The organism is Pseudomonas sp. ASL3 (assembly GCF_056680425.1).
Genome location: NZ_CM155281.1, coordinates 506,024 through 525,952, shown reverse-complemented (window position 1 = coordinate 525,952; position 19,929 = coordinate 506,024). Strand labels below are relative to the sequence as shown.

The 19,929-nt window shown below is 59.9% G+C and carries 18 protein-coding genes; 6 read left to right on the top strand and 12 right to left on the bottom strand.

The features are described 5' to 3' along the window. Nucleotides 1-11 precede the first annotated feature (11 nt). The 4 genes from lpxK to AC1MEE_RS02430 all read right to left on the bottom strand — a co-directional run bounded on the left by lpxK (nt 12) and on the right by AC1MEE_RS02430 (nt 4,400). Nucleotides 12-1,025 (bottom strand): tetraacyldisaccharide 4'-kinase, encoded by a 1,014-nt coding sequence (gene lpxK / locus AC1MEE_RS02445; protein ID WP_480413635.1) that lies wholly within the window; start codon nt 1,023-1,025, stop codon nt 12-14. Next, nucleotides 1,025-1,456, bottom strand: coding sequence for an ExbD/TolR family protein (locus AC1MEE_RS02440; protein WP_480413634.1), 432 nt, complete (start codon nt 1,454-1,456; stop codon nt 1,025-1,027). Before AC1MEE_RS02440 ends, lpxK begins: the two co-directional genes overlap by 1 nt. After that, a complete protein-coding gene (locus AC1MEE_RS02435; protein ID WP_480413633.1) occupies nt 1,453-2,088 on the bottom strand; it encodes a MotA/TolQ/ExbB proton channel family protein in 636 nt (211 codons plus the stop codon). The genes AC1MEE_RS02440 and AC1MEE_RS02435 overlap by 4 nt, the downstream gene beginning before the upstream one ends. Nucleotides 2,089-2,171: 83 nt before the next feature. After that, nucleotides 2,172-4,400 (bottom strand): DNA internalization-related competence protein ComEC/Rec2, encoded by a 2,229-nt coding sequence (locus AC1MEE_RS02430; RefSeq protein ID WP_480413631.1) that lies wholly within the window; start codon nt 4,398-4,400, stop codon nt 2,172-2,174. Nucleotides 4,401-4,537: 137 nt separating this feature from the next. Between AC1MEE_RS02430 and AC1MEE_RS02425 the strand changes: the two genes are divergently transcribed. After that, nucleotides 4,538-5,053, top strand: a complete 516-nt coding sequence (locus AC1MEE_RS02425; protein ID WP_480413630.1) for a DUF2062 domain-containing protein — start codon at nt 4,538-4,540, stop codon at nt 5,051-5,053. 34 nt (nt 5,054-5,087) lie between these two features. Here the strand turns inward: AC1MEE_RS02425 and AC1MEE_RS02420 are convergent, their stop codons facing one another. The 3 genes from AC1MEE_RS02420 to AC1MEE_RS02410 all read right to left on the bottom strand — a co-directional run bounded on the left by AC1MEE_RS02420 (nt 5,088) and on the right by AC1MEE_RS02410 (nt 7,577). Further along, nucleotides 5,088-5,891 (bottom strand): ABC transporter permease, encoded by an 804-nt coding sequence (locus tag AC1MEE_RS02420; RefSeq protein WP_480413629.1) that lies wholly within the window; start codon nt 5,889-5,891, stop codon nt 5,088-5,090. After that, nucleotides 5,888-6,820: an ABC transporter ATP-binding protein gene (locus tag AC1MEE_RS02415; RefSeq protein ID WP_480413628.1), complete on the bottom strand. Its 933-nt coding sequence runs from the start codon at nt 6,818-6,820 to the stop codon at nt 5,888-5,890. Before AC1MEE_RS02415 ends, AC1MEE_RS02420 begins: the two co-directional genes overlap by 4 nt. A 133-nt stretch (nt 6,821-6,953) precedes the next feature. Next, nucleotides 6,954-7,577, bottom strand: a complete 624-nt coding sequence (locus AC1MEE_RS02410) for a glutathione S-transferase family protein (protein WP_480413627.1) — start codon at nt 7,575-7,577, stop codon at nt 6,954-6,956. A 225-nt stretch (nt 7,578-7,802) separates the two neighbouring features. On the opposite strand from AC1MEE_RS02410, the gene AC1MEE_RS02405 reads away from it, so the two are divergent. Beyond that, entirely contained in the window at nt 7,803-10,256 is a 2,454-nt protein-coding gene (locus tag AC1MEE_RS02405) for an acyl-CoA dehydrogenase (RefSeq protein WP_480413626.1), read from the top strand. 77 nt (nt 10,257-10,333) lie between these two features. Next, nucleotides 10,334-10,744: a PA2817 family protein gene (locus AC1MEE_RS02400; protein WP_480413624.1), complete on the top strand. Its 411-nt coding sequence runs from the start codon at nt 10,334-10,336 to the stop codon at nt 10,742-10,744. Between the two features lie 324 nt (nt 10,745-11,068). Here AC1MEE_RS02400 and AC1MEE_RS02395 read toward each other — a convergent pair whose 3' ends face one another. Genes AC1MEE_RS02395 through AC1MEE_RS02385 form a run of 3 tightly spaced genes read right to left on the bottom strand, consistent with a single transcriptional unit; the run spans nt 11,069 to nt 13,803 of the window. Then, nucleotides 11,069-12,091, bottom strand: a complete 1,023-nt coding sequence (locus AC1MEE_RS02395) for an ABC transporter substrate-binding protein (RefSeq protein ID WP_480413623.1) — start codon at nt 12,089-12,091, stop codon at nt 11,069-11,071. Between the two features lie 36 nt (nt 12,092-12,127). Next, nucleotides 12,128-12,925, bottom strand: coding sequence for an ABC transporter ATP-binding protein (locus AC1MEE_RS02390; protein WP_480413622.1), 798 nt, complete (start codon nt 12,923-12,925; stop codon nt 12,128-12,130). A 2-nt stretch (nt 12,926-12,927) separates the two neighbouring features. Continuing rightward, on the bottom strand, nt 12,928-13,803 hold the full coding sequence (locus tag AC1MEE_RS02385) for an ABC transporter permease (RefSeq protein ID WP_480413621.1): 876 nt from the start codon (nt 13,801-13,803) through the stop codon (nt 12,928-12,930). Nucleotides 13,804-14,031: 228 nt separating this feature from the next. On the opposite strand from AC1MEE_RS02385, the gene AC1MEE_RS02380 reads away from it, so the two are divergent. Then, nucleotides 14,032-15,120: an LLM class flavin-dependent oxidoreductase gene (locus tag AC1MEE_RS02380; protein ID WP_480413620.1), complete on the top strand. Its 1,089-nt coding sequence runs from the start codon at nt 14,032-14,034 to the stop codon at nt 15,118-15,120. Nucleotides 15,121-15,515: 395 nt separating this feature from the next. Here the strand turns inward: AC1MEE_RS02380 and AC1MEE_RS02375 are convergent, their stop codons facing one another. Beyond that, nucleotides 15,516-16,316 carry a class II aldolase/adducin family protein gene (locus tag AC1MEE_RS02375; RefSeq protein ID WP_480413618.1) on the bottom strand — a complete coding sequence of 267 codons (801 nt, stop codon included), beginning with the start codon at nt 16,314-16,316 and terminating at the stop codon, nt 15,516-15,518. Nucleotides 16,317-16,448: 132 nt separating this feature from the next. Next, nucleotides 16,449-17,354, bottom strand: coding sequence for a LysR family transcriptional regulator (locus AC1MEE_RS02370; protein ID WP_480413617.1), 906 nt, complete (start codon nt 17,352-17,354; stop codon nt 16,449-16,451). 309 nt (nt 17,355-17,663) lie between these two features. Here AC1MEE_RS02370 and AC1MEE_RS02365 point away from each other — a divergent pair, with 309 nt between their 5' ends. Both AC1MEE_RS02365 and AC1MEE_RS02360 read left to right on the top strand, forming a co-directional pair. Beyond that, nucleotides 17,664-18,272 (top strand): cysteine dioxygenase family protein, encoded by a 609-nt coding sequence (locus tag AC1MEE_RS02365; RefSeq protein WP_480413615.1) that lies wholly within the window; start codon nt 17,664-17,666, stop codon nt 18,270-18,272. Further along, complete coding sequence (locus tag AC1MEE_RS02360) at nt 18,269-19,852, top strand: rhodanese homology domain-containing protein (RefSeq protein WP_480413614.1); 1,584 nt, start codon at nt 18,269-18,271, stop codon at nt 19,850-19,852. Before AC1MEE_RS02365 ends, AC1MEE_RS02360 begins: the two co-directional genes overlap by 4 nt. Nucleotides 19,853-19,929: the final 77 nt, after the last annotated feature.

Here is a 19,929-nt window from a genome sequence, read left to right as displayed (position 1 = left end):
TGGTGCTGCTGTTATGACGAAAGGGGCAAAAGGGGCAAAAGACGTAGCAACTGTGAGTCGAACCAACGGACGAACGCAGCTGAAGGCACTGCATCCACGGCCAGGTACCACCAATCGTCGGCAGCGAAGGCCCGGCATTTCACGGCATCCTTCTCGGTCATGATCAGTGGCAGCCCCGGTTTGAACGTCAACGCCTGGGCGCTATAGGCCGCATGGTCGGCGAACGCATGAGGCACAGGCCGCCAGTGTAGTCCTTCGAGGGTGTTGAAGAAACGTTGCGGGTTACCGATACCGGCCACCGCATGCAGGGCTTGCCCGGCGGGAAAATGCGTCAACGGTTGACGTTCGCCACTGCGCAGATTCACCAGCGTGGTGGGCTTGAGCACAAACCCGTAACCGTCCTCATGGTCGCTGGTAGCGCCGTTATAAAGCACCGCATCGACGCTGTTCAGACGCTCCACCGGTTCGCGCAACGGGCCGGCAGGCAGGCAATGACGATTGCCCAGGCCGCGGGCGGCATCAATCAATACCAGTTCCAGGTCCCGGGCCAGCCGGTAATGTTGCATGCCGTCATCGCACAGGATCAGGTCCAGCGGTTCGGCATCGAGCAAGGCGCGCACGGCACGGCTGCGATCAGGGTCGATCATCAGGGGCACGCCGCTGCGCTGCACGATCAGCAGCGGTTCATCACCGGCTTCGCTGGCGGGTTGCCCGACACTGACGCGCCACGGCAAACTCGGCGGTTTGGCACCGTAACCCCGGCTGACTACCCCGACCCGCAAGCCACGGCTGCGACAGTGTTCGATCAACCACAGAATCATCGGCGTCTTGCCGGTGCCGCCGACCGTGACGTTACCAACCACCAGCACCGGGACCGGCGCTCTATAGATGTCGCCTTCACCGGCCAGGAACCGCGCTCGCTTGTTCTGCACCACTCGCCGATACAGCCATTCCAGCGGGCGCAACAGGCCAAGCGCCGGATGGCCGGTGTACCAGGCGTCGAGTAAGCGGTCGGTCAGCGCCATCAGTTAGCCGTTGGCGCCTCGACAGTGGTCATGCGCAGGTGGCTGAAACCCAGCTTGCCCGCCGCATCCATGGCCGTGATGACCGATTGATGGGGGGTTTTGCCGTCGGCGCTGATCGAGATCGGCAGCTTGGTATCACCTCCCGACTCTTTTTGCAGTGCATCGATCAGCGTCGGCAAATCGTTCCCGGGCAGCAACTGATTGTTCAGCGAATAAATGCCCTCGGCGCTGATCGCGATATCCAGGTGCTTGAGGTTCGAGTCGGTTTCCGGGGTACCGGTGACCGCTTGCGGCAGTTCGACGCGCAATTGGGTTTCACGGGTGAAGGTCGTCGTGACAACGAAGAACAGCAGCAGAATGAACACCACGTCGATCAACGACACGAGGTTGATATCGATGTTCTCCCGCGGCTTGCGGCGGCGGAATTTCACACTTTGACCCCGGTCAGATCGACGTCACGGTCGCCCTGCACCACTTCGACCAGTTTGATCGCTTCTTGCTCCATGCCCACCACCAGTTCATCGACCCGACTCTGCAGGAAACGATGGAAGAATATGGCGGGAATCCCGACCATCAGGCCGGAGGCGGTGCAGATCAGTGCTTTGGAAATACCACCGGCCAGCACTGACGCGTTGGTGGTCATACTGGAGTTAACGAACGACCCGAAGATATCGATCATACCCAGCACCGTCCCCAGCAAGCCAAGCAACGGCGCCATGGCAGCGATAGTGCCCAACGCACTCAAGTAGCGTTCGAGTTCATGAATGACCCGTCCCGCAGCCTCTTCGATGCACTCTTTCATGATCTCGCGACCATGCTTTGAGTTCGCCAGACCGGCCGCCAGAATCTCGCCCAGCGGTGAATCAGCGCGAAGCTCCTTGAGCTTGTCCGTGTTCAGTTGCTTGTCTTTGATCCAGCGCCAGACCTGACCAAGCAGGTGCGGCGGAGTAATCCGGCTGGCGCGCAGGGTCCAGAGTCGCTCGATAATGATCGCGACAGCAGCAATGGAACTCAGAATGATTGGCAGCATCATCCATCCGCCTGATTTGACCAGTTCCCACACAGTAACGACCCCTTGAAAAAAGTGGCGCCACTCTAACATAGGGGCGCCCGCTCGCCGAACCCTGCGATGAATAACCGGCCTGTTCAATCGCGCCAGAAACGCCGCCGGGCCCGCTCCGCCAGTGGCTGATCGAACATACCCAGTTGCAGATGAATGGCGCCCAATTCGGCGTTGTCGTAGGGCCTTATCGCCATCGCGTCGTAGCGCGCCATCACCTGCGGGTGGGGGTGGCCGAAGGCATTGTTGCGCCCACGGGAGATCAACACGCCCTCGGGCGCTACCGCCTTGAGAAAGGCCATGGATGAAGACGTGCGACTGCCATGATGCGGCGCCTGTAGCCAGCGGGCGCGCAGATCAAAACCGCTGTCGATCAGCGCGCGTTCGGCTGCGCTATCGATATCGCCGGTCAGCAGCAGAACCTCGCCGTTGGCCTCGACTCGGAGCACGCAGGATGCCGGATTGCTTTCTGTCGCCGCCCCCCAGCGCCAGGTCGAAAAGTGCACGCCATCCCATTGCCACTGCTCATCGTTTTGACACGCCTGCGCCTGCAACTCCGGCACAAGCATCGACGCCTCGCCACTGAGTACGCGGGCGACGGGCAAACCGTCACGGACCGCCATCGCCCCACCGATATGATCGACATGGGCATGACTGAGCAGCATCAGGTCAAGGTGGCGTACGCCTGTCTTGCGTATGGACGGCAGCACCACGCGCTGACCGATATCGAAATCACCGAAACGCGGCCCCGCGTCATACAGCAGCGTGTGCTGGCGAGTACGTAACAAGACCGCCAGCCCCTGCCCCACATCCAGCTGTACAACCTCCACCTGGCCATGGGGCACCGCCTTCAACGGCGGAAACACGCACATCAGCAACAGCGGCCAACCCAACAGGCGCAACGGCACGCCCTTGGGCAGCAACAGCAAAACGCCACCGAGCACGCTCAGCCACCATGCCCACCATGGCACGGCGCTGCCGACCCAGGCCGGTAACCATGCCGCGATCAGCGCCAACCCCTGAAACAGCCCACCCAGCAGACCACCCGCCAGCCACAGCAAACTTTCGCCGACAACGGGTACTGGCAATAACACGGTGCCAAGCAACGCCAGCGGCAGCACGGCAATGCTGACCCAGGGCACCGCGAACAAATTGGCCAATGGCCCGCTGAGGCTGATGGGCAGGTTCAACGCCAACAATATCGGCAACAGCCCGATAGCGATCAGCCACTGCGCACGGGTCCAGCTTTGCAGCCAGCTCCAGGCACCCAGGCGCCCGCTGAACACCAGAATCAGAATCGCCACAGCGGCAAAAGACAACCAGAAGCCCGGCTGCAAGCTGACCAACGGCTCAACGATCAACACCGCATTGAGTGACAACAACAAGGGCCACCACACACCCAGATGGCGAAAGCGCAAACGCCAGAGCAGAACCATGCCGATCATCGTACAAGCACGGCGCACCGGTACTTCAAAACCGGCGAGCAAGCCATAACCGAGCGCAGCGGCAAACGCCAGGCCGCACGCCCAAGGTAGCCACGGCAAGCGGCGCGGCCACAGCCCCCAACGTGCCAAGCCGGCGACCAGCGCGTAAATCAACCCCGCCAGCAGGCCGATATGCTGACCAGAGATCACCAACAGATGCACGGTGCCGGTGTCTTGCAGCACTTGCCAATCGACAGTCGTCAGCCCCGAGTCGTCGCCCAGTATCAGCGCCGCCAGCCCCCCTTCACGTCCCTGCGCATCGACCGCCAACAGTCGCTGGCGCACCGCATCGCGCCAGGCCGAGCGAGCGGGCGCGAGCAATTGCCCATCCACTACCGTGCCAGTCGCGCCGATACGCTGCGCCAGAAGCCAGGCTTCGTAGTCGAATGAATCAGGGTTGACCAGCCCGGCCGGGCGCTTGAGCTTGACCGCCAGGCGCCAGCGTTCGCCGCTGCGCACATCACGGCGCCCATCAGGCCCGGCATACCACGCCAGGCGCATACGTTCGGGCAACCGGGCCCGACGTGATTGCGCACCGTCGAGCTGAAAACGCACCACGCCGCCGGCCGATTGCGGCAGACCGACTACCTTGCCTTGCAACCATAGCGTCTGGCCGTCGAGCCGAGGCAGCAGGCGATCGTCCAGCGCCCATTGCGCCGACACGCACGCCCAACTGAAGCCGAACAGAAAGAATGCCAGCGGATAACTGCGGAACGGCAACAGCATCAGCGCCGCGACGGGCATCAGCAGTAACAGCCAAAACGGCGGAAGCGCCGGCATGAATCGCACCGCCAAAAGCCCCAGTGCGAGCGCCACCATCCCTGTGCGCATAAGTCGTGCCTTTGAGGAGTCAGCCCCTTGGATTAGCGCACCGAGCCAGACGCTGCTTTATTAATTGTCACAAAGTCTGAATTCGATGCAGGCAGAATCTATGCATACTGACCCCCACTCTTGGCACGGAAACCCTTATGCCGCGTCGTTTATTCAAACGTTACATGCCTGACCCGACCAGCATCAGGGAACACAAATCCTTACGCTTTCTCGGCCGTCTTCTGCATGACCCGAACCTTTGGCACCTCAATCGCCACTCCGTCTCACGCGCCATGGGCATCGGAATATTCGCGGCATTTATGCCGATTCCCTTGCAGATGTTACTGGCGGCAGTGCTGGCAATCGTGGTGCGCGGCAATATGCCGATTGCCGTCAGCCTGGTCTGGCTGACCAACCCGATCACGATGCCCCCGGTGTTTTATGGCACTTACAAGCTCGGTGCGTTTCTGATGCAGGTCCCGCCGCGCCATTTGCCGGACGAACTGACCTGGGAATGGATCAGCGGGCAATTGTCGACCCTGTGGCAGCCATTTTTGCTGGGTTCAGTCGTGGCAGGCGTGGTATTTGGCGCGCTGGCTTACTGCCTGACCCAGCTGTATTGGCGCTGGTGGGTGAGCAGGCAATGGCGCTTGAGGAGGGAGAAGCGGCGGTAGTGATCTTGGGATATGTACGCCAATCCCAAGATCACTACTGACGCATCCCATGGCCGCTGACCAGCAGCCGTGCACAGCCCAGGTACAAGGCGATGGTCGCAATTACCATGAACGCCATGGCGACGCTGATGCGGATGTCGGACACGCCCAGAATACCGTAGCGGAAGGCGTTGACCATATGCAGCACCGGGTTGGCCAAGGACACTGTCTGCCAGAACGGCGGCAGCAGGTTGATCGAGTAGAACACCCCACCCAGATAGGTCAATGGCGTCAGAACGAAGGTCGGAATGATCGATATATCGTCGAAGTTGCGTGCAAACACTGCGTTGATGAAGCCTAGCAGCGAGAAAATCGTCGCCGTCAGCACGACCACCAGCAGCGTGATCCCCAGGTGATGAACCTGCAGATCGGTGAAGAACATCGATAACAGGGTAACGATGATGCCAACCATCAGACCGCGCAGCACACCGCCCACGGTGTAGCCGATCAGAATGGTGTGCGGTGACACCGGCGAGACCATCAACTCTTCGACCGAGCGCTGAAACTTGGCGCCGAAGAAACTCGACACGACGTTGCCGTAAGAGTTGGTAATCACCGACATCATGATCAGGCCAGGCACGATGTATTGCATGTAAGTGAAGCCGCCCATGTCGCCGATCTGTCGACCGATCAGGTTGCCGAAGATCACGAAGTACAAAACCATGGTGATCGCTGGCGGCAGCAGGGTTTGCGGCCAGATCCGGGTGAAGCGGCGAATTTCACGGTAAACGATGGTGTTGAGGGCAATCAGGTTGGGTCGCAGCTCGGAGCTACGTTCAGAGCTACGTTCGGAACTCATACGGCCACCTTCGCCAGGTTTTTTTCCACCAGAGACACGAACAGCTCCTCAAGGCGATTGGTTTTGTTGCGCAGGCTCAGCACTTCGATGTTCTGCGTGGCCAACTGGCCGAACAACGCGGTGATGCCCACGGTCTTGTCCACTTGCACTTCCAGGGTATGGCTGTCGACCAGCTTCACCGGGTAACCAATCAGCGTCGGCGCCACTTGATGCGAGTCTTTCAGATCAAGCAGGAACGTCTCGACATGCAACTTGTTCAGCAACTGTTTCATGCTGGTGTTTTCGACGATGGTGCCGTGATCGATGATGCCGATGTTGCGGCACAACTGCTCAGCCTCTTCCAGATAGTGCGTGGTGAGGATGATGGTGATGCCTTTCTGGTTCAACTCGGTGAGGAAGGTCCACATCGAGCGACGCAATTCGATGTCCACGCCCGCGGTCGGCTCGTCGAGGATCAACAGACGCGGTTCGTGAATCAGTGCCCGGGCGATCATCAGACGCCGCTTCATGCCGCCGGACAACGCACGCGATGGCACGTCGCGTTTGTCCCACAAACCCAGTTGAGTCAGGTATTGCTCGGCCCGTTCTTTGGCGATCTTCAGCGGTATCCCGTAGTAACCGGCTTGGGTCACGACGATATCGAAGGTCTTTTCGAACTGGTTGAAATTGAATTCCTGCGGCACCACGCCAATGCAACGCTTCAGCGCTGCGGGATCGCGGTCGAGGTCATGGCCAAAGATATTCACTGAACCGCTGGTCTTGTTCACCAGGGTCGAGATGATGCCGATGGTTGTGGATTTGCCGGCGCCATTGGGGCCGAGCAAGGCAAAAAAGTCACCTTCAGCGACATCCAGATCGATACCACTCAGGGCCTGGAAACCGTTGCCGTAGGTTTTGGTTAGCTGCCGGATGGACAGAGCGGAACTCATAACTGAAATACGCACCAAGAAGAAGGAAGGAAGAACAAATAAGGGCCAACACTATTGATTGCAACTGCGGCGTTCCAGGCAATGGTGCTTGGCAACGCCGCGCAAGTACAGCGACATGTGTTGATAGTCAGTATTAACTCAACGCGGTCATCACGGCTTTTTGATACGCCGGACGCTGCTTCAAACGCTGGTACCACGCGTGAAGATGAGGCATCGGCGCGCGCTCGATCGGCATTTCAAACCAGGCATAAATAAAGCAGCCCAGCGGAATGTCGCCCATACCGAATTCTTTACCGGACAGATAGGGCTGCTCGGCCAGCGCCTTGTCGACCATCCCCAGCAAGTCCTCACACGCCTTGATCGCGACGTTGATCTTTACCCAGTCCTGCTGATCGGCCGGGGTGCGCAACACGCCCCAGAACACAACCCTGAAGGTCTCGACAAACGACGAGGTAGTCCAATCCATCCACTTGTCTGCTGTTGCCCGCGCGACAGGGCTGTCTGGATACAGGGCCGAACCCGGCGCATAACGAGCGGCCAGGTAACGAACGATGGCGTTGGACTCCCAGAGTACCAAGCCATCATCCTCGATGACCGGGACCCGGCCGTTGGGGTTCATGGCCCGGTATTCAGGTTGATCGACAATGCCAAATGCGCCACCGGCATCAATCGTTTCATACGGCACCGCAACTTCTTCCGCGCACCAAAGGGCCTTGCGGACATTGGAAGAGTTTTTTCGGCCCCAGATTTTCAGCATTGCCCATTCCCCAATCAAACCAGTGACGACTAAATCGAGCGCCAGTCTACTCTTTCGCGCTCGGCGAACTCCACCATGGCTAGGTGGTCACTATCGATGATAGCGGCTGGGCTGCAGCCGGCTCATTCATATGCACGATGCGTTCGCTGTTTGCCCCTCTTCACTTGAGGCCGACTAAGCTGTTGATGGCGGTTTTGTTGCCGCTGTCATCACGGAGGATTACCTATGCTGTTGTTGTGGTTACTGGTTCTGGTTGTCGGGGTTGCTTACCTGGCCCACCGACGCATCGCGCCCCTGCCCGTGTTGGGTGTCGTGGCTGTCTACTTGCTGGCCATGGGCATCTTCGGCCACGGGCATCGGCATGGCTGGCTGCTGGCATTCCTGTGGCTGCTGTGGCTGGCGGTCATATTGCCATTGACCCTGCCGGATCTGCGCCGCAAGTATCTCACTGCGCCTCTGTTCTCATGGTTCCAGAAAGTCATGCCGCTCATGTCCGGGACCGAACGCGACGCCATCGACGCAGGCACCGTCTGGTGGGACGGCGAACTGTTCAACGGTCGCCCCGACTGGAACACGTTACTGGCCTACCCCAAGGCCCGGCTCACTGATGAAGAACAGGCATTCCTTGACGGCCCGACCGAAGAATTGTGCGCGATGGTCAGCGACTGGCAGATCGGACAGTCGATGGACCTGCCCCCTGAAGCCTGGAAGCACATCAAACAACACGGCTTTTTCGCCCTGATCATCCCCAAGGAATATGGCGGCAAAGGTTTCTCGGCCTATGCCCACTCCCAGGTCGCGATGAAACTGGCTACCCGCAGCGGCGATCTGGCGTCCACGGTCATGGTCCCCAACTCCCTCGGCCCGGCCGAACTGCTGCTGCATTACGGCACCGACGAACAACGCAATCACTACCTGCCGCGCCTGGCCCAAGGCGACGACATCCCGTGTTTTGCCTTGACCGGCCCGCTGGCGGGCTCCGATGCGGGCGCCATGCCGGATACCGGAGTGATCTGCAAAGGGCAATGGCAAGGTGCAGAAGTCATCGGCCTGCGCCTGAACTGGGAGAAGCGCTACATCACCCTCGGCCCGGTCGCCACCCTGCTCGGCCTGGCCTTCAAGGCGTTCGACCCTGAGCATCTGCTCGGTGACGAGGAAGACCTGGGCATCAGCCTGGCGTTGATCCCGACCGATACCCCCGGCGTGGAGATCGGCCGACGCCACCTGCCATTGGGCGCTGCATTCATGAACGGCCCCAACGCCGGCAAGGATGTGTTTATCCCCCTGGAATTCCTGATTGGCGGCCAGGAAATGCTCGGCAAAGGCTGGATGATGTTGATGAACTGCCTGTCGGTTGGCCGTTCGATCTCGCTGCCGGCGGTCGGCACCGGCGCGGCCAAGTTCACCAGCCTGGTGACCGGGCAATATGCGCAAGTGCGTGAACAGTTCAATGTGCCGCTGTCGGCTTTCGAAGGTATTCAGGAAGCCATGGCGCGGATCGGCGGCAATGCCTGGCTGATGGACAGTGCGCGGATACTCACTGCCAACGCGGTGGATCTGGGGGAAAAACCCTCGGTTTTGTCCGCGATCCTCAAATATCACCTGACCGAACGCAGCCGCGAATGCATCAGCCACGCCATGGACGTGCACGGCGGCAAGGCCATCATCATGGGCCCGAACAACTACCTGGGCCGCGTTTGGCAAAGCGCGCCCATTGCCATCACGGTAGAAGGCGCCAACATCCTCTCGCGCAACCTGATGATCTTCGGCCAGGGCGCGATCCGCTGCCATCCGTTCATACTCAAGGAAATGGCCTTGGCCGGCCGCGAAGATCATGACAGCGCACTGCTGGAGTTCGATGGCCTGCTGCTCAAACACATCGGTTTCGCCGTCGGCAACGCGGCCAGCACGTTCATTCTCAATCTCGGCCTTGGGCATTTCGAAGCCACCCCGGGAGATAGCCTGAGCCAGGGTTATTTCCGCGCGCTGAATCGCCAGGCCGCTGCATTCGCCCTGCTGGCCGACCTGAGCATGATGCTGCTGGGTGGCGAACTGAAACGTCGAGAACGGCTGTCAGCCCGTCTGGGCGATGTGCTCAGCCATCTGTATCTGGCATCCGCCGCGCTCAAGCGTTACCACGACCTCGACTCGCCCGAGCATCTGCGTCCGCTGTTGCGCTGGGCCATGGAGGAAAGCCTTGGCAAGTCCGAACGCGCATTGGATGAGCTGCTCAGCAACTTCCCGAGCCGGACAATGGGCTGCCTGTTGCGGGTGGTGGTGTTTCCGCTCGGACGCCGGCACACCGGGCCGTCGGATGCACTGGACGCCGAAGTGGCCGAAGTGATCGGTCGCGCCAAAGGCGATCCGACCCTGGAAGAACTGCTTGCCGGCTGCTATCGCCCGCAATCGACGGATGATCCGGTCGGTGCCCTGCAACACGCCTGTAACTTGCTCAACGCCAGCCAACCGCTGCAACAAAAACTGCACCACGCGCTGAAAAGCGGTCAGATGCAGCCGGTAGCAGGCGAGCACGTCATCGATACCGCGCTGCACGCCGGCGTGTTGCAGCCGATCGAAGCCGAGACATTGCGCGTAGCGGAGGCCGCACGGCGCAAGGTGATCGATGTCGATGATTTCGACAAGGAGGCACTGACGCTGGGCAAGGGCAAGACTCGCTAAGAGACCGTCGGAAGTAACACAGCGGGCGCGCAGGGCTTTATACTTGCGCGCCCGTTTTTGCTTTTGAGGACTCCATCATGGCCGACGCCACTCTCGACCACCAACTTACTCTGCTCGCGCACCTGCGCAGCATCCTGGTCGCCCTTGGCGAGGCCGAGCAAGTTCCCGAAGAAAGCCATGAACTGTTTATGGAGCGCTTCGACGAACTGGTCGCGCTGTTGCCGCAAGACCCGATCGAAAGCCAATACCTGGGCCAGGAAATGCTCTGCCAGGTGATCCAGCGCTACCCGCAGATTGCCCACCTGGTCCCGCGCGACCTGCTGTGGTTCTTCGCTGGCGACTGCCTGCACTTCATGCCCGACGACGAGATCGACCTGTACCAGGCCCTCGAAGAACGCCGCTACGAAGCAGAGCAGAACGACGAACCGTTCGACTGGAATCAGGAAAAAGCACTGCTGGCGATGTCGGTACAGGGTAGTAAGCACTGATCTGATGGGTTGATGCGACCCGAATTCGCAGGCAAGCCTGCTCCCATCAAACAACCGATAAGTCATTGAAAAATAAAACATAAATTTTCAGCCAAACGCCGACCCCCTGTAGGAGCTGACTTGTCTGCGATCCAGTGCGAAGCGCTGGCAAAAATGGTGAACTCACCACCGCTGGAAGGTCCTTCGGCCCTTATCGCAGACAAAACTACGCGTCCCGGTCTCTCCTACGCCCTCCGGGCAGAATCGGGACCCAGTTTGCTGCGCGACAGCGCGGCGTCGAAGACGGGGCGGAATCTCCTATTGGCCTGACGCAGTATTCCTGCCCTACCGCAACAAAACCCCTTGCGCCTGCGGAAACACTTCGCGATCAATCAACCTGGCGACATCAACGCCATGGGGAAAGATCTTTTTGGCGACGAACAAATCATCCACACCCTGCAACGCAGTGATGTCCGACGCTTCCACCGGTAGCAGTGACTCAAGGCCCCAACCGTGCAAACGCCGGGACACCGGCAGCGGAATGTCGTTGACCTTCGCGAAGACCCTCGCGTATTCATCCGGATTATTGCGTGCCCATTCGAAGGCCTTGGCGAAGCGTTGCAGCACGTCGTTCACCGCCTGACGCTTGAGTGAATCGGTGAGCACTTGATCGGACGCGGTGATGAAGGTCAGCCCCGTGTTGATCCCCTCCCCGCTCAGCAACACCCGCGCCCCATTCTCTTCGGCAAACGCCTGATAAACGCCGAACGTGGCCCAGGCCTCGATCTTGCCCGCATTGAACGCCGGCAGCGCGTCAGTGGGCAGGACGAAACCGATGTTCACGTCGGCCTCGCTCACGCCTGCGTCGGCCAGAGCGCGGATCAACAGGTATTGGGAAATGCTGCCACGCGCCGAAGAGATCACTACATTGCGGCCTTTCAGGTCAGCGACGGTGTGGATGTCGGAATCCTTGGGCACAAGGATCGCAATCCCCCGCGAATTGCTGCGGCGTACAGCCACGATGCGCAATGGCGCGCCTCCAGTGGCAGCAGCCAGCACCGGCGTGTCACCTGCGGGCGCAAGATCGACCGCCCCTGCCCGCAAGGCTTCGAACAGCGGCGCGGCCCCCTGGAAGTTGGCCCACTCCACTTGGTAGGGCAGCCCCTCGAACGCATTCGACGCTTCAACCACCGTGCGCAAACCCTTGGCCTGATCGCCGAGGATCAGCTTGACCTTCGACCAGTCCACCGCCGTGCTGGTCGGTGCCTGTTTCTCCGACTTGGCACCACACCCCGCCACTAACAGCAGGGCAACAGACAGCAGCAGGGCTGTACCTTTCCAGACGAGGGTCATCAAGCGAAACGGCATCGCGGAACATCCTTGTACAGAATGAAAATGAAGGGGTCAGGCCTGGCGTACATTGGCAAAACGGCGGACTTTTTCGTGCACGGGTTCAGCACTGACCTGTGCATGGCCACCCGCGACCTCCACCCCCAGCAACCCCAACAGTCGCGCGCGAATCCCTTGGAAACCGGCCTGCCCGGTGTCCCGTTGGCGTGGCAGTTCGATGCGTATTTCGTCGGCTATCTTGCCGTTGGCGAGCACGATCACCCGGTCAGCCAGCAGAATGGCTTCGTCGACATCGTGGGTCACCAGCAGCACCGCCGGGGTGTGTTTGCGCCACAAGTCGATGATCAGTTGATGCATGCGGATCCGGGTCAAGGCGTCCAGCGCGGCGAATGGCTCGTCGAGCAACAGCAGTTTCGGCTCGCGCACCAGACCGCGAGCCAATGCCACACGCTGCGCTTCGCCCCCCGACAGGGTCGCAGGGAAAGCATTCAGGCGATGGGCCAGACCGACCTCGGTCAAGGCCTCGATTGCGCGCTGCCTGGCGTCGTTGATGTGTAGGCCCAACACGACATTTTTCCAGGCGCTTTTCCAGGGCATCAGACGCGGCTCTTGAAACACCGCGGCGCGTGCGAGCGGCACACGCAATTGACCACTGTCAATGTTGTCCAGACCCGCCAGGGTGCGCAGCAATGTGGTCTTGCCCGAGCCGCTGGCCCCGAGCAAGGCGACGAATTCGCCCGGCGCGATATCCAGGTCCAGCCCATCGATCACCCGCTGCTGGCCAAACTGCCGAACCACATTGCGTAATTGGACGGGGGCGGACGCTGTTTGCAGAAGGTCGAGAGCAGCCATGTTCAATTCCTCACGAAAGTAGGTCGCCAAGCCAGCGCATAGCGCTCCAGCGTGCGGATGATGCCGTCGATCAAAAGGCCGAGAACGCTGTAGACCAGCAGGCAGATGACGATCACGTCGGTGCGCATGAAGTCCCGTGCATCGCTAGCCAGGTAACCGATGCCGGCGGTGTTGTTGATCTGCTCGACGAACACCAGCGCCAGCCAGGAAATACCCAGCGCATAACGCAGGCCGACGAAAAATGAAGGCAGCGAGCCCGGCAGAATCACATGCCAGATCAACTCGCGACGATTGAGGCCCAGGGTGTTGGCGGCCTCGATCAGTTTCGGGTCAATGTTGCGAATGCCGGAGAAAAGGTTCAGGTACACCGGGAACGTAGTGCCCATGACGATCAAGGCGATCTTGGTGAACTCACCGATGCCGAACCAGAGGATGAACAGCGGCACCAACGCCAGCGAGGGAATGGTACGCAGCATCTGCATCGGCGAATCCAGAATCACTTCGCCGCGCCTGGACAACCCGGAGATCAACGCCGCCGCCACCCCGAGGCTGACGCCGATGCTCAGCCCGAGCAATGCACGCTGCAACGACACCCAAAGATGCTTGCCCAACTCCCCGGAAACGATCATCGCCCACAACGTGCCGCCAATCTGCGACGGCGCGGCAATCACTCGAGTCGGGATCAGGCCGGTCTGCGAAGCCAGTTCCCACAGCAGCAGCAACGCGATGGGGCTGAGCAGACGAAGGACAAAATCCGGGGCGCGCCAGGGTTTACGCGTCACAGCACGCTGACCCGAGGGCGAGTCGGCCCGCGCGGCCTTGCTCACGCTGAAAAAGCCAGCGTCTAGGCGTTGGGAATCGAGGGTGTTCTCGGACATTAGGCATCCTTCCTGAAAAACGTGACGTTGACCTCATGCCATTCGCATAAAAAACCTCAGTGAAATTCTTTTTGGGAATAACCTAATAGTTAAAATTACTGATTTCTACCAATCTATAAAATGCATATTTTTTATAATTAACTTAGACCTAAAAAGAATTTCACAGCCTTCGTCTATACAAATATGTTGCAGGCACACGGTCGCCTCAACCATTGGAAGGAATTTTTCATGAGCATTGAATTCATCGGTTACATCGCCACTCAGCCAGGGTCGGAAATCCACCCTCGCAGCGGTCCGACGATTCAGCCCGAGTATGTCGAAAAAGTCGCCAGGGCCCATGAAGACGCCGGGTTCGACCGCGCGCTGGTGGCCTTTCACTCCAACAGTCCGGACAGCGCCTTTGTCGCGGCCCACGCGGCGAGCGTAACGTCCCGCCTGCAATTTCTGATTGCCCATCGCCCCGGGTTCATCGCCCCGACGCTGGCCGCCCGGCAGTTTGCGACGCTGGACGTGTTCAATGGCGGCCGCACCGCCGTGCATATCATCACCGGCGGTGACGACAAGGAACTGCGCGCCGACGGCAGCTTCATCGGCAAGGACGAACGTTATGCGCGCACCGATGAATACTTGAGCGTGGTTCGCCAGGAGTGGACCAGCGAAAAGCCCTTCGATTATCAGGGCACTTATTATCAGTTCGAAGGCGCGCACTCGGCGGTGAAGTCCCCGCAGCTGCCGCATATCCCGCTGTATTTTGGCGGTTCGTCTGCTGCGGCTATCGCAGTGGCAGGCAAGCACGCTGACGTTTATGCGCTGTGGGGCGAGACGTACGAACAAGTGCGCGAGGTGGTCAAGCAGGTCCGCGCCGAAGCCGCCAAACATGGCCGCACCATTCGCTTCAGTCTGTCGCTACGGCCGATTCTTGCCGAAACCGAAGAGAAGGCCTGGGCCCGCGCCGACAGCATCCTGCAAAAAGCCACGGCGTTGGCGCAGGCCAATGGTTTCGTGCGTCGTGAACCGCCGAACGAAGGCTCGCGGCGCCTGCTGGCTGCTGCCGCCCAGGGGTCACGTCTGGACAAGCGCCTGTGGACTGGCATCGCCGGCCTGCTCGGTGCCCAAGGCAACTCCACATCGCTGGTGGGCACGCCGGAACAAGTCGCCGAAGCCCTCCTCGACTACTACGACCTGGGCATCACCACCTTCCTGATCCGTGGTTTCGACCCACTGGACGACGCCATCGACTACGGCAAAAAACTTATCCCCCTGACCCGCGAACTGGTGGCAAAACGCGAACGTGATGCGCGGGAAAAGGTGGCTTGATTTGATCGGAAAAATCTTTAGCGCCTGTAGACAACCTTCAGGCAAGCCTGATCCCATCAAACAACCTATAAGTCGTTGAAAATAGATATAAATTTTAAGTCCTGCACCGATCCCATGTAGGAGCTGACTTGTCTGCGATCGGTCCGGGGTCGCGTCCGACCGAAGCAGTCGCAAAATGGCTGGACACGATATCGCTGGAAGGCCCTTCGGACCTTATCGCAGACAAGACTACGCGTCCCGGTCTCTCCTACGCCCTCCGGGCAGAATCGAGACCGAGTTTGCTGCGCGACAGCGCGGCGTCGAAGATGGGGCGACATCTCCCACAGAATCTGTGGGAGCAGGCTTGCCTGCGAATAGGCGCGACGCGGTTTACCTGACACACCGCTACCAGCAGATCAATTTTTGTAATCAGTATCCGTGCGCTCCAACTGACGAATCAGCGCGTTCCAGTGCCGCGCAACCCCTGGCCCCTCGCCGTCTTTGAATACCTTGGCCTGCTCTTCGACCTTGGCCACCACGTCTGCGGGCGGGAAGACCAGCTCGGCGTTGCCCGCTGCCTGCGCAGCGATCTGGATGTTGCAGGCGTATTCCAGGCCATGCAGCTGCTGGAACGCGTGTTCGACACTGACACCCGCGGTCAACAGGCCGTGGTTGCGCAGAATCATCACGCTCTTGTCGCCCAGATCCGCCACCAATCGTTCACGCTCGTCCAGGTCAAGCGCGACGCCTTCATAGCCGTGATACGCCACACGACCAGAGAAGCCGATGGAGTGCTGGGAAATCGGCAGCAAACCACCCTTTTGCGCTGAAACGGCAATGCCATCGCGGGTATGGGTGTGCAACACCGCCTTGAGGTCGTGGCGGGCGGCGTGGATCGCGCTGTGGATAACATAACCGGCGTAGTTGATGCCAAGGCCGGTGGGGTCATCGACGACGGTGCCGTCGATATCGACCTTGACCAGGTTCGAGGCGGTGATTTCATCAAACAACAAGCCAAATGCATTGATCAGGAAATGTTCGTCCGGACCTGGCACCCTCGCCGAGAAGTGCGTGTAGATGTGGTCAGTCCAGCGCTTGAGAGCGGCCAGCCGATAGGCCGCCGCCAGCTTGACCCGCACCTCCCACTCTTCAGGGCTGACGCGATCGCGGACGCTCGACGCATGTTGCTGGACTGGCAAAGAACTGACGCTGCTCATGGCATAACTCCCGATTGGCCTTCAAAGACCTGTCGGGAGAGCCTAAGCGCATAAGAAAACGTTTAAAAATTACATTTTCTTATAAGCTAATTATTAATATTTTTTATTATCTGCCCCGTCAGCACAGCACACTCAAGCGGCATTGCGGGTTTGCTTCAACGATTCGGCGACCAGACTGCCGAACGAGGCCACCGGGCCTTGCAGGTTGCCGAGGAAACGCGGGTAGATCAGCCACAAGTCCATGACCGGCTTGAAATCCTTGAGCGGCATGATTGCCAGTTGCTCGCGATGCGCACTGCGCTCCAGCAAGGGACGCGGCACCAGACCCAGGCCCATGCCATCGGCGACCAGCCCCAGTTGCAGCTCAGTGCCAAAGGTTTCCAGATTGACCTTCAGGCTCAGCCCCTGATCGGACAAGGTCCTTTGCAGGCCGGCGCGGAAACCGCAACCATCAGGATTGAGCACCCAGCCCTGGTCATAACAGTCGGCGAGTTTGCAGGGTTTCTTCGGCAGCGCCGCTTTGGCGCAGACCACCACCAACTCCATCTTGCCGATGGATTCGCCAATGATGTTTTCCGGGAAGATCTTGCCTGCCGGGAACAATGCAGCCGCCGCGTCAAGCTCGCCCTTTTCGATCTTGCCGATCAGGTGGCTGCCCCACCCCGTCACCACCTGGGCGCGTAAATCGGGGTATTCGCCGCGCAAATGCTTGAGCGCATTGAGCAGTACCACATCGCCAATAGTTTGCGGCACGCCCAGACGCAGCAAGCCGCTGGGCGGCGTGTCACTGGCGACCAATTCACGCAGCGCGTCCATTTCCCGCAGGATCGCCAGACACTTTTGGTACACCTGGGTGCCCATCAAGGTGGGCTTGAGCGGCTTGGTGTTGCGGTCGAACAGCTCGACTCCCAGCGCCTGCTCGAAATTCTGCACCCGGCGGGTAATGGCCGGCTGAGTCAAATCCAGGGACTCCGCCGCCAGGCTGATCGACTGACAGCGAATCACTGCCACGAAGGCATCGATATCATCAATTTTCATTCGGACCGCACATAGAAAGAGAAGAACAAAATATACAAAAAGCATAATTCCATTAACCCAATCCTGCAAAGCACCGATCACTTTGTAGGAGCGGGGGGGACGCCGAGTTCTTGCCCGCGATCGGTCTGACGCGGTATGCCTGACACACCGCCATCGCGGCGGGACGCATAGTTGCAAGCCCGCTCCTTGGAAAAGGAATTAAATGCGTTTTCGTTATAACCTAATCATTAAAAAATAGCATATTAACCACCAGCATTATGTTTATATTTATCAAACCAAACCGTACTCAGCACTGGCTTCGGAATAAACATGACTCAGACCCGACACCCGGAACGACTCAGAGCCTTCATTGGCGCACTGGCCGAGCTGATCGACAGCAACCCCCGTGAAGGCGACCTGCTGCATCGCGGCGGCAAACTGCTGGCGCAACTGGTCAGCTTCGACGACTGGCTGCCCGATGATTTCGCCATTCCCGACCCGCAACGTTATCAGCAGTTTCTTCTGCACGCCGACTCCCGGCAGCGGTTTTCCGTGGTCAGTTTTGTCTGGGGGCCGGGGCAGACCACGCCGATTCATGATCATCGCGTCTGGGGCTTGATCGGCATGTTGCGCGGTGCCGAATACTCTCAAGGCTACGCCCGCAGCGAAGGTGGCCGACTGGAAACCGAAGGGCCGGCCATCCGCTTGGAACCCGGTCAAGTCGAAGCGCTGTCGCCGCGCAGCAACGATATTCATCAGGTCAGCAACGCGTTCGATGACCGGGTGTCGATCAGCATCCACGTCTACGGCGCCAACATCGGCGCAGTGCGGCGGGCGGTGTATCAGGTCGATGGCACTGAGAAACTGTTCATTTCCGGCTATTCCAACGCCTTTCTCCCGAATATCTGGGACCTGTCAAAAGAGAGCCAAGACCAATGAGCCATGCAGCCACCCGATCCTTCGCCGACATTCGCAGCGCGCTTCTTGCCGATGAAGAGCTGGCACTGGTCGACGTCCGAGAAGAAGCACCCTTCGCCCAGGCCCATCCGCTGTTCGCCGCCAATATCTCGCTGTCGAAACTCGAACTGGAAGTCTTTTCGCGTATTCCCCGCCGCGATACCGCCGTCACCGTTTATGACAATGGTGAAGGACTGGCAACCGTCGCCGTGCAACGCCTGCAAGACCTGGGCTACAGCGACGTGCGCTTGCTCGAAGGTGGCCTGCAGGGCTGGCGTAACGCGGGCGGCGAGCTGTTCATCGACGTTAACGTGCCGAGCAAAGCCTTTGGTGAACTGGTGGAAAGCCAGCGCCACACGCCGTCACTGGCGGCCGAAGAAGTGTTGGCGCTGCTCGACGCCAAGGCTGACGTGGTGGTGCTGGATGCCCGTCGTTACGACGAATACCAGACCATGAGCATCCCCAGCGGTATCAGCGTGCCGGGCGCCGAATTGGTGCTGCGTGCCCGAGAACTGGCGCCGGACCCGAACACCCGAATCATCGTCAATTGCGCCGGCCGCACCCGCAGCATCATCGGCACCCAATCTCTGGTCAACGCCGGCCTGCCCAATCAGATATCGGCCCTGCGCAACGGCACCATCGGCTGGCTGCTGGCCGGGCAGAAACTGGAACACGGCCAGGCCCGTCGTTTTGCCGCCGTGGGCGAAGACACCCGCGAACTGGCCAGTGCCGATGCGCGCAAGGTCGCGGATAAGGCCAGAGTCCAGCGCGCCAGCCGCGCTGATCTGCAACGCTGGCAAGCCGACGCCAAACGCACCACCTACCTGTTCGACGTGCGCACCCCGGAAGAATTCGCCCAAGGCCATCTGCCTGGCGCTCGCTCTACACCGGGCGGGCAACTGGTACAGGAAACCGATTACTTCGCCAGTGTGCGTGGCGCACGGTTGGTGCTGATGGATGACGACGGCGTACGCGCCAACATGTCTGCCTCATGGTTGGCGCAACTGGGCTGGGAAGTGTTCGTGATCGACGATCTGCATGCTGCCGACTTCAGCGAGAACGGCGAATGGAGCGCACCGATTCCAACACCGCGTCAGGCCGAGGAAATCACGGCTCAAACCCTTGCCGATTGGCGCAGCCATGGCGACGTCGCGGTGCTGGATTTCACCACCAGCGCCAACTACGTCAAGCAGCACATTCCCGGTGCCTGGTGGGCATTGCGTGGGCATTTGAAGGATGCGCTGGCCAAGATTCCCACCGCCGAGCGCTATGTGCTGACCTGTGGCAGCAGCCGTCTGGCGCGGCTGGCCGTGGCCGACGTCGAAGCCCTGACCGGCAAACCGGTGTTCCTGCTCAAGGGTGGCACCGGCACTTGGGTCGCGACGGGGTTACCGACAGAAACCGGCGAAAGCCATCTGGCCTCGCCCCGCATCGATCGTTATCGCCGTCCTTATGAAGGCACCGACGCACCGCGTGAAGCCATGCAAGCGTACCTGGACTGGGAATACGGCCTGGTCGATCAGCTCGCTCGTGACGGTACTCATGGCTTCTTTGTGATTTGACTCCAGCGCCAATCCCTCTGTAGGAGCGCGCTTGCCCGCGATGGACCGCGAAGCGGTCCCGAAAATGCTGAGCACGG